This window comes from Solirubrobacter pauli, assembly GCF_003633755.1.
GTDB lineage: Bacteria > Actinomycetota > Thermoleophilia > Solirubrobacterales > Solirubrobacteraceae > Solirubrobacter > Solirubrobacter pauli.
This window is the reverse complement of sequence record NZ_RBIL01000002.1, coordinates 1,078,798-1,088,902: the sequence shown is the minus strand read 5'-3', so window position 1 is coordinate 1,088,902 and position 10,105 is coordinate 1,078,798. Positions and strand designations below refer to the sequence as shown.

Genomic DNA, 10,105 nt, shown 5'->3' with positions numbered 1-10,105 from the left:
ACAATCGCTGCCGTGGCAGAACTAACTCGTCGCGGCCTGATCGCCGGAGGCGTTCCGCTCGTGGCCGCCGCCGGGGCGCTCGTCCACGGGTCGGCGGCGCGCGGCCATGCCGCCCAGCACGGCCATGCGGGCGCCCACGGCAACGGAGGGCATGCGAACTTCCGCGACCACGTCGCCGTCGACCACGTCGCCAACGGCTTCGACCCGCACGAGCTCGTGCGCGACTTCGACTGGGGCACGACCCGCCGCCTCCCGACCGGGCGCGTCCTGCGCGAGTGGACGTTGAACGCGATCGACAAGGAGATCGAGGTCATGCCGGGCGTGAAGTTCGCCGCCTGGACCTACAACGGCCGGATCCCCGGCCCGACGCTGCGCGCGCGGGAAGGCGAACGGCTGCGGATCACGTTCAACAACGGGTCCGCCCACCCGCACACGATCCACTTCCACGGCATCCACCCGGCCGAGATGGACGGCGTGCCGGGCATCGGCGCCGGGCAGATCGAGCCGGGCGGCAGCACCGTCTACGAGTTCGACGCGCTCCCCGCCGGGCTGCACCTGTACCACTGCCACGTCCGGCCGCTCGCCGAGCACATCGCGAAGGGCCTCTACGGCGCGTTCATCGTCGACCCCGAGGACGGGCGCGAGGACGCCGACGAGTTGGTGATGGTCATGAACGGCTTCGACACCAACTTCGACCGCGCCAACGAGGTCTACGCCGCCAACACCGTCGGCTTCGCCTACATGGACCGGCCGATCACCGCGAAGCTCGGCGAGCTGGTGCGGGTCTACATCGTCAACGTCCTCGAGTACGACCTCATCAACTCGTTCCACCTGCACGGGAACCTGTTCGACTACTACCCGACGGGCACGTCGAGGACCCCGGCCGAGCTGACCGACACCGTGATGCTCTGCCAGGGCCAGCGCGGGATCGCCGAGTGGCGGTTCGCCCATCCCGGCCAGTACATGTTCCACGCGCACCAGTCCGAGTTCACCGAGCTCGGCTGGCAGGGCATCTTCGAGGTCTCCTGATGGGCGCCGTGACCCGCTCGCTGCGCGTGCCGGCCTGGGTCGCCGGGCTCGTGCCCTTGCTGCTGGTGGCCGCCGCGGTCGCCGTGTTCGCCGCGCTCGACGCGCCGGGCATCGGTGAGCGCGTGGGACCGCCGGTCGAGGAGCTCGCGGTCGAGCGCACCGTGCTCGCGCCCGGCAGCATCGAGCTCACGCTGCGCAACGACGGTCCGGACGCCGTCACGGTCGCGCAGGTGGTCGTCAACGACGCGTTCGCGCAGTTCGAGGGTGCGGCGCAGCCGATCGGCCGGCTGCAGACCGCGACGGTGCGCGTCCAGCAGCCCTGGGTCGAAGGCGAGGCCTACGAGGTCGCGCTGGTGACCGCGTCCGGCGGCACGGTCGTGCACGAGATCCCGGCCGCCGTCGAGACCCCACACGCCGACGCGGGCTTCTTCGGGCTGATGGCGCTACTCGGCGTCTACGTCGGCGTGATCCCGGTCGCGCTCGGGATGTTGTGGCTGCCGTGGCTGCGGCGCATCCCGCCCGCCTGGCTGCGGGTGCTGATGGCGCTCACGATCGGGCTGCTGGCGTTCCTCGGCGTCGACGCCGCGTTCGAAGGGTTCGAGCTGGCCGCCGAAGGGTCTCAGGCGTTCGGCGGCGCGGCGCTGGTGCTCGTCGGCGCCGGCGTCGCGTACCTGCTGCTCAGCGGCGTCTCCGCCTGGCTCTCGCGGCGGGCGGCGGGCGCCTCGGGGACGAGGCTCGCGCTCCTGATCGCCACCGGCATCGGCCTGCACAACCTCGGGGAGGGCGTCGCGATCGGCGCCGCGTACTCGGCCGGCGCGCTCGCGCTCGGCGCCTTCCTGGTCGTCGGCTTCGCCCTTCACAACACCACCGAGGGTCTCGCGATCGTGGCGCCGATCGCCCGCCAGCGCACGACGTTGCCGCGCCTGGCGGCGCTCGGCCTCCTCGCCGGCGGTCCCGCGGTGCTCGGCGCGTGGATCGGCGCCGGCGCCTACACCCCCTCGATCGCCGCCCTGCTGTTCGGGTTCGGCGCCGGCGCGATCGTCCAGGTGATCATCACGCTCTTGCCCTCCCTGCGCGACGACGACGGACGTGTCCTGCACCCCGGCGCGGTCGCCGGCATGCTCGGCGGGATCGGGCTGATGTTCGCCACCGGCCTGCTGGTCGCCGCTTGATGAGACGAAGATGAGCGCTTGGCGATTTCTTGATGGAGGCCTGACGTAAACCAGCGATGACGGGCCGATGACCCGGGTGACCATGCCCAACCCGTAGGAGATAGTCCCCTTGTCCGTCATCCCCACGCGCTTCGGCTTGCGCGGCAAGCTGCTGGCCGGATCCGCCGTGCTGCTGGCGTTCACCGGCACCGTCGGCGCCTTCGGCATCAGTGACATCAAGTCGGCCAACGACGAAGCCGACCGCCTGTACTCCCAGGCCGTCGTACCGCTGTCCGAGCTCGGCACCGCCCGCGCGAAGTTCAACGAGAACCGCGCGTTCGTGAACAACCACACGCTGGAGACGTCGGCGGCCGCCAAGGCCGAGGTCGAGGCGAAGATCAACAAGAACGTCGCCACGATCGACAGCAACCTCGCCAGAGTCGAGCCGACACTCGCCGGGGACGCGCAGCTCCAGGACCAGTTCAAGACCCTCGTGGCCCAGATCGCCACCTACCGCGAGGCGCGCAACCAGGTGATCGGGCTCTCCAACGCGAACAAGACCCAGGAGGCGTACGCGGTCAACAAGGCCGAGGCGATCCCGGCCGCCGCGAACGTCGCCGGCTCGTTCACGACGCTCTTCGAGGCCAAGGTGGCCGCGGGCAAGACGGCGCACGAGCACATCCAGGCCTCCGCCTCGGCGGCGACGACGCGCGCGCTGCTCGTCATCCTCGCCGCGATCGCCGTCGGGTTCGCCCTCGCGCTGTGGTTCGCGCGGCGCATCACCAGGACCGTCAACGAGGTCCTCAACCGCCTGCAGCTGTTGCGCGACCACTGCACCGCCGACCTGGCGGCGGCGCTCGGCCGGGTGGCCGAGGGCGACCTGACGGTGCCGGTCCAGCCGATCACGCCGGAGCTGCACCGCACGTCCAACGACGAGATCGGCGACGTCGCCGAGGCCGTCGGCGCCATCCGCAACGCCACGGTGCGGTCCGTCGACGCCTACAACGCCATGCGCGCGCAGCTCGCCGACACCGTCGCCGAGATGGCCGTGCAGGCCGCGACCGTCGCGTCGGCCTCCCAGCAGATGGCCGCGACGTCCGAGGAGACCGGGCGCGCGGTGTCCGAGATCGCCGCCGCCGTGACCGAGGTCGCGCACGGCGCCGAGCGCCAGGTCCGCGGCGTCGAGGTGGCCCGCGAGGCGGTCCAGCAGGCCTCCGCGTCGGCGGCGACGAGCGCCGAGGTCGCGACCCACACCGCCCGGGCCGCCGAGGACGCGCGCGGCGTCGCCCTCGAGGGCGTCGACGCGGCCGAGTCCGCCAGCGCCGCGATGCGCGAGGTCGCCGAGTCCTCGGCCGCCGTCGGCAGCGCGATCGGCGAGCTCAACGCGCGCAGCGAGCGCATCGGCGGGATCGTCGGCACCATCACCGGCCTCGCCGAGCAGACCAACCTGCTCGCCCTCAACGCCGCGATCGAGGCCGCACGCGCCGGTGAGCAGGGACGCGGGTTCGCCGTCGTGGCCGAGGAGGTCCGCAAGCTCGCCGAGGAGTCGCAGAGCGCCGCGTCGGAGATCAGCGCGCTGATCGGCGAGATGCAGGCCGAGACCAGCCGCGTGGTCGGCGTCGTCAGCGACGGCACGCAGCGCACGCAGGACGGCGTCGCCACCGTCGAGCGCACGCGCGAGGCCTTCGAAGCGATCGGCACCGCGGTCGAGGACATGACCGCCCGCGTCGGCGAGATCACGACCGCCGTCGACCAGATCAGCGCGGAGGCGTCCCGGGCCGAGAGCGAGGTCGTGGACGTCGCCGCCGTGGCCGAGGAGTCGAGCGCGTCCGTGGAGCAGGTCTCCGCCTCCACGCAGCAGACCAGCGCGTCCGCCCAGGAGATCGCCGCGTCGGCGCAGACGCTGTCCGCGACCGCCGAGCATCTGAACTCGCTCGTCGCCCGCTTCACCGTCAGCGCCGCGTGACCGCGACCGCGCCAGGCTTTTGATCGGCCCGGCCACCGGTACAGTGCCAAAGTGCTGGGAGCCCGCTACGTTGCGGGCTCTCATCCTCCGCTAACCGTCCGTCCAGGATTGTCTTACAGCTTGACAGTCTGACGTTCGACCGGCAATAGTTGCACCGCCAGTCGAATCACAGGAGGAGAGGCTTATGGCACGGAGAAGGGCGGCCCTTGCGGCCGCGGTCGCGGCGTGCTCGCTTTGGGCATCGGCAACGACGGCCCAGGCGCAGACGCCAGTAGCAGGTGACTTCCAGAAGGTCACGCTGGACGACAACACGCAGAACCCGATGGAGCTGGACGTCGCCAACGACGGGCGCGTCTTCTACATCGAACGCGACGGACGGCTGATGATCTGGAAGCCGGAGACGCGCCAGACCGTGACGGCCGGCACCGTGCCGGTCACCAACAGCCAGGAGAACGGCCTGCTCGGCCTGCAGCTCGCGCCGGACTTCGCGACGAGCAAGTGGGTCTACCTCTTCTACTCGCAGCTGCCCGACAGCTCGAACACGCAGGTCATCTCGCGCTTCAAGGTCAACGGCGACACGCTCGACCTCGCCTCTGAGCAGCGCATCCTCACCTTCCAGCACCAGCGCGGCCAGTGCTGCCACTCGTCCGGCTCGCTCTACTTCGGTCCTGACGGCAGCCTCTACATCTCGACCGGCGACAACACGAACCCGTTCGACTCGAACGGCTTCAACCCGATCGACGAGCGCTCCGGCCGTGAGGCCTGGGACGCGCAGCGCACGGCGGCCAACACCAACGACCTCAACGGCAAGATCCTCCGGATCAAGCCGGTCGACAACCCCACGGGCGCTCCAGGCGTGGGCAACACGTACACGATCCCGCCGGGCAACCTGTTCGCCGCGAGCGACAAGACCCGCCCCGAGATCTTCGGCATGGGCTTCCGCAACCCGTTCCGCCTGACCGTCGATCCCGAGACGGGCTGGGTCCTGATGGGCGACTACGGCCCTGACGCCAGCACGGGCAACGCCAACCGCGGCCCGCAGGGCTCGGTCGAGTACAACGTGCTCACCAGCTCGGGCAACTACGGCTGGCCGTACTGCATCCGGGACAACACCCCGTACAACGACTACAACTTCGCGACCTCGACGTCGGGCGCCAAGTTCGACTGCGCGAACCCGAAGAACGACTCGCCGAACAACACCGGCCTGACGGACCTTCCGCCCGCCAAGGGCGCGACCGCGTGGATGGGCTTCAGCGAGACCGACCCGCGTTACACGGGCCTCGGCACCGGCGGCGCCCCGATGGGCGGCCCGCGCTACCACTACGACCCGAACCTCGTCTCGGACCGCAAGTTCCCGGCGTTCTACGACGACAAGTGGTTCATCGCCGAGTGGAACAACGGCTGGATCAAGACCACCGACCTGAGCAGCACCGGTGGCATGAGCAACATCCAGAGCTTCGCGCTGGGCACGGGCTACAAGCGTCCGATGGACCTCGACTTCGGTCCGGACGGCGCGCTCTACGTCATCGAGTGGGGCTCCGGCTTCAACGGCAACAACGCCGACTCGGGCGTCTACCGCATCGACTACACCGCCGGTGACAAGGCCCCGACCGCCGTGGCGGCCGCCGACAAGACGAACGGCCTCGCGCCGCTGGCGGTCAACTTCAGCTCCGCGGGCTCCAGCGACCCCGAGGGTGGCGCGATCACCTACGCGTGGGACTTCAACTCCGACGGCACCGTCGACTCCACGCAGGCCAACCCGTCCTTCACCTACACGCAGAACGGCGCCTACACCGCCAAGCTGACCGTGAAGGACTCCACCGGCCTCACGGCCGTCTCGAACATCCAGATCACGGTCGGCAACCGCGAGCCCGTGGTCACGATCGAGTTCCCGGAGGACGGCCAGGCCGCCTCGTTCACGGACAAGATCCCCTACAAGATCTCCGTCACGGATCCGGAGGACGGGTCGACCGGCAACGGCATCGACTGCGCCAACCTGACCGTCAAGATCTCGCTCGGCCATGACCAGCACGCGCACGACCTGTCGAGCGCGACCGGCTGCGAAGGCACCCTGAACTCCGGGCTCGCGTCCGGCCACGGCCCCGAGGCCAACACGTTCACGGTCGTCTCGGTGGCCTACACCGACAAGGGCGGCGCCGGTGGCGTCCCGGCCCTCACCGGCCGCGCGCAGGCGATCCTGCAGCCCAAGCAGAAGCAGGCGGAGTTCTTCGCCTCCACGGGCCGCGTCGCCGACGGCGGCACCAACGGTGACAAGGGCGTCACCACCGAGACCACGACGGACGTCGCGGGTGGCGGCCTGAACCTCGGCTTCATCGAGGACGGCGACTACGTCTCCTACAAGCCCGTCAACCTCAAGAACATCAACGCGCTGCGCTTCCGCGTGGCGAGCGCCGGCGCGGGCGGCACGATCGAGGTCCGCCTCGACTCGCCGACCGGCACGCTGGTGGGCACGACCGCCACGATCGCCCCGACGGGCGACTGGCAGAAGTTCACGGATGTCCAGCTGAACCTGACCAACCCGCCGAGCGGGACGCACGAGCTCTTCCTCGTGTTCCGCAACCGCGGCAGCACGCAGAACCTGTTCAACGTCAACTGGTTCGAGTTCGTCGGCAAGGGCGCGGCCACCACCGCCTCCCCCGAGGTCGCCGTCACGGCCACCCCGATCAGCGGCACCGCGCCGCTGACGGTCAAGTTCGACACGACCGCCACCGACAGCGACGGCGGCACGCTGACCTACGCGTGGGACTTCGGCGTCCCCGGCACCACGACGGACACGTCGACCGCCGAGGATCCCTCCTACACGTACGCCAACGCGGGCACCTACAACGCCACGGTCGTCGTGAGCGACGGCCAGGGCGGCTCGACCACCAAGACCGTCACCGTGAACGTCACCGCGGCCGCGGGCTGCATCAACGGCTACAAGGACGACTTCAACGGCGGCGACCTCGGCTCCGGCTGGGAGGTCGTGCGGCGTGATCAGACGCTCACCGTCGCCGACGGCGTGCTGACGATCCCGGCCGCGGCCGGCGACGTCTACCAGACGGCCAACAACGCCAAGAACATCGTCCTGCGCACGGCTCCGTCCGGCGCCTGGACGTTCACCACCAAGCTCAACTTCAAGGGCCTGGTGCAGTACCAGCAGGCGGGCATCATCGTCTACGGCGACGACGACAACTACACGAAGTTCGATCGCGTCTCGACGAACGCCGCCAGCGCCACGACCCCGGTCGAGAAGTTCGAGTTCATCAACGAGGTCGCGGGCACGCCGCGCAACGGCAGCGCCGACGCGACGGGCAACCTCGCGTCCACGTTCGCCAACGACGTGTTCATGCGCGTGAAGTCCAACGGCACCACCATCACCGGTGAGTACTCGGTGGACGGCACGACGTGGACCCCGGTCGGCCAGAGCGCCGCCCTCCCGGCGAACGCCAAGGTCGGCGTCTTCGCCCTCTCGAACGCCGCCACGACGGTCGTCAACGCGAAGTTCGACTACGTGACGCTCGAAGGCGACAACGTGCCCGCCCCGCTCACCCCGGGTGACGACTTCACCGGCACGACGCTGAACAAGAACCGCTGGAACGCGATCGTCCGCGAGGACGCGACCAAGTACAGCGTCGCCAACGGTGGCATCACGTTCACCACGGTCGAAGGTGACATCAACACCACCAGCGACCCGTCGGGCACGCGCAACCTGCTGCTGCAGTCCGCCGATCACGCCGGCGGCGACTACGTCCTCGAGACGAAGCTCTCCGGCACGATCACCGGCGGCTACAGCCAGGGCGGCCTGATCATCTACACCGACGACGACAACTACGTCAAGCTCGACGCGATCTCCGACGTCAACCAGACGCGGATCAACCGGATCGAGCTGCGCTCCGAGCAGGGTGGGGCGACCCAGAACCCGCAGCCGCAGGCCACCGGAACCGCCGTCCCCACGGGGTCGACGGACTTCTACCTGCGCCTGACGAAGACGGGCACGACGTACAAGGGCGAGTACTCGTTCGACGGCACCACCTGGGTGTCGACGTTCGCGACCGTCGCCAACACGCAGACCGCGCCGAAGTTCGGCATCTTCACGCTTGGCGTGCAGGCGGCCGGCGCCGGCAAGACCGTGACCTTCGACTACTTCAAGGTCAACGGCCAGGCTGGCTGCGGCGGCACCGGCGGTCCGACGAACGCCACCCCGGTGATCACCACCGCCACGGCTTCGCCGACGTCGGGCGTCGCTCCGCTGGCCACGTCGTTCACGGCGGCGGCCACCGATGCCGACAACGACACGCTGTCCTACTCGTGGGACTTCGACGGCAACGGCACGGCGGACGCGACGGGCGCCACGGCGTCCACCACGTTCACCACCGCCGGCGCCAAGACGGTCAAGCTGACCGTCACCGACGGCAAGGGCGGCACCGCCACCCGTGACATCCCCGTCACGGTCCTGGCGGCCACCGACACCACCAAGAAGCTGCGGGTCCTCGTCTTCTCCAAGACGGCGGGCTTCCGGCACGACCACATCCCGGCGTCGATCGCCGCCATCCAGGCGCTCGGCACCGACCGCAACTGGCAGGTGGACGTCTCCGAGGACGGCTCGCTGTTCACGGACGCGATCCTGAGCAAGTTCGACGTGGTGGTCTTCAACTCCACCACCGGTGACTTCCTCACCGACACGCAGCAGGCCGCGTTCGAGCGGTTCATCCGCTCGGGCAAGGGCTACTTCGGCCTCCACGCGGCGGCCGACGGCGAGTACGGCTGGGCCTGGTACGGCCAGCTGGTCGGCGCGTACTTCCGCAACCACCCGGCCGGCACGCCCACGGCGAACGTCATCCGCGAGGACAAGACGGACCCGTCCACGGCCGGCCTGCCGGACACCTGGACGCGGACGGACGAGTGGTACAACTACCAGTCGCCGGTCAACCCGGTCGTCAACGGCGGCGGGGACGACTACAACCCGCGCAACACCGACGGCGTCCACGTGCTCCTGAAGATGGACGAGTCGACGTACGACGAGAACGACGGCAACACGACGGACGACGACCACCCGATCGCGTGGTGCAAGAAGTTCGACGGCGGCCGCTCGTTCTACACGGGCATGGGTCACACCCAGGCCTCGTACAGCGAGGCGGGCATCCGCTCGCACATCGCGGCCGGCATCGAGATCGCGGCGGGCAAGCTCGCCTCCGCGGCCTGCGGTGTCGCCCCGACCAACGCCAACCCGGTGATCGGGACGGCCACGTCGGACAAGACCACGGGCAACGCCCCGCTGCAGGTGGCCTTCACCGCCACCGCGACCGACGCCGACGGTGACGCGCTCACCTACGCGTGGGACCTGAACGGCGACGGCACGTTCGAGACGAACGGCCAGAACCCGACGTTCACCTACACCACGGCCGGCAGCTACACGCCGGTGGTCAAGGTCACGGACGCCAACGGCGGCTCGTCGACCAAGACGCTGGCGGCGATCACCGTCGCGGCCGCGCCGACCGACAGCACGAGCGTCCCGGTGGACATCGTGGGCTCCGTGCCCACGGTGCTCGGCCTGACGCTCAACGCCACGTCCCGCGACCTCGGCCCGTTCATCCCGGGCCAGGCGAAGGACTACACGGGCACGCTCAGCGCCACCGTGACGTCGAGCGCGAACGCCGCGGCCCTGACCGTCCGCGACCCGAGCACCACCGCTCCGGGCCGCCTGGTCAACGGCTCCTCGGCGCTGGCCCAGCCGGTGCAGCTGCGTTCGGGCAGCGCCGCCTTCGCGGCGCTGAGCGGCACGCCGCTGACGCTGGCGACGTTCCCGACGCCGGTCGCCACGAAGGTCGTGCCGATCGACATCAAGCAGTCCATCGCGGCGGATGAGCCGCTGCTGCGCGGCAGCTACGGGAAGACCGTGGTCTTCACGCTGTCGTCCACGACTCCCTAAGGGGGGACCCGCGCTCCGGGGGTGACC

At 70.0% G+C, this 10,105-nt stretch carries 4 protein-coding genes; all 4 read left to right on the top strand.

Features of this window, described 5'->3' with window-relative positions:
• Positions 1–12 precede the first annotated feature (12 nt).
• Positions 13–1,029, top strand: a complete 1,017-nt coding sequence (locus C8N24_RS24825; RefSeq protein ID WP_121255208.1) for a multicopper oxidase domain-containing protein — start codon at positions 13–15, stop codon at positions 1,027–1,029.
• Positions 1,029–2,201, top strand: a complete 1,173-nt coding sequence (locus tag C8N24_RS24820; protein WP_121255206.1) for a ZIP family metal transporter — start codon at positions 1,029–1,031, stop codon at positions 2,199–2,201. The genes C8N24_RS24825 and C8N24_RS24820 overlap by 1 nt, the downstream gene beginning before the upstream one ends.
• A gap of 109 nt (positions 2,202–2,310) precedes the next feature.
• On the top strand, positions 2,311–4,146 hold the full coding sequence (locus tag C8N24_RS24815) for a methyl-accepting chemotaxis protein (protein WP_121255204.1): 1,836 nt from the start codon (positions 2,311–2,313) through the stop codon (positions 4,144–4,146).
• A 184-nt stretch (positions 4,147–4,330) separates the two neighbouring features.
• Entirely contained in the window at positions 4,331–10,078 is a 5,748-nt protein-coding gene (locus tag C8N24_RS34795; protein ID WP_121255202.1) for a ThuA domain-containing protein, read from the top strand.
• The last annotated feature ends 27 nt before the right edge of the window (positions 10,079–10,105 follow it).

Bases quoted from the DNA above. Each gene is read 5' to 3' on its own strand.
- C8N24_RS24820 (WP_121255206.1), top strand. From the start codon at position 1,029: ATGGGCGCCGTGACCCGCTCGCTGCGCGTGCCGGCCTGGGTCGCCGGG.
- C8N24_RS34795 (WP_121255202.1), top strand. From the start codon at position 4,331: ATGGCACGGAGAAGGGCGGCCCTTGCGGCCGCGGTCGCGGCGTGCTCG.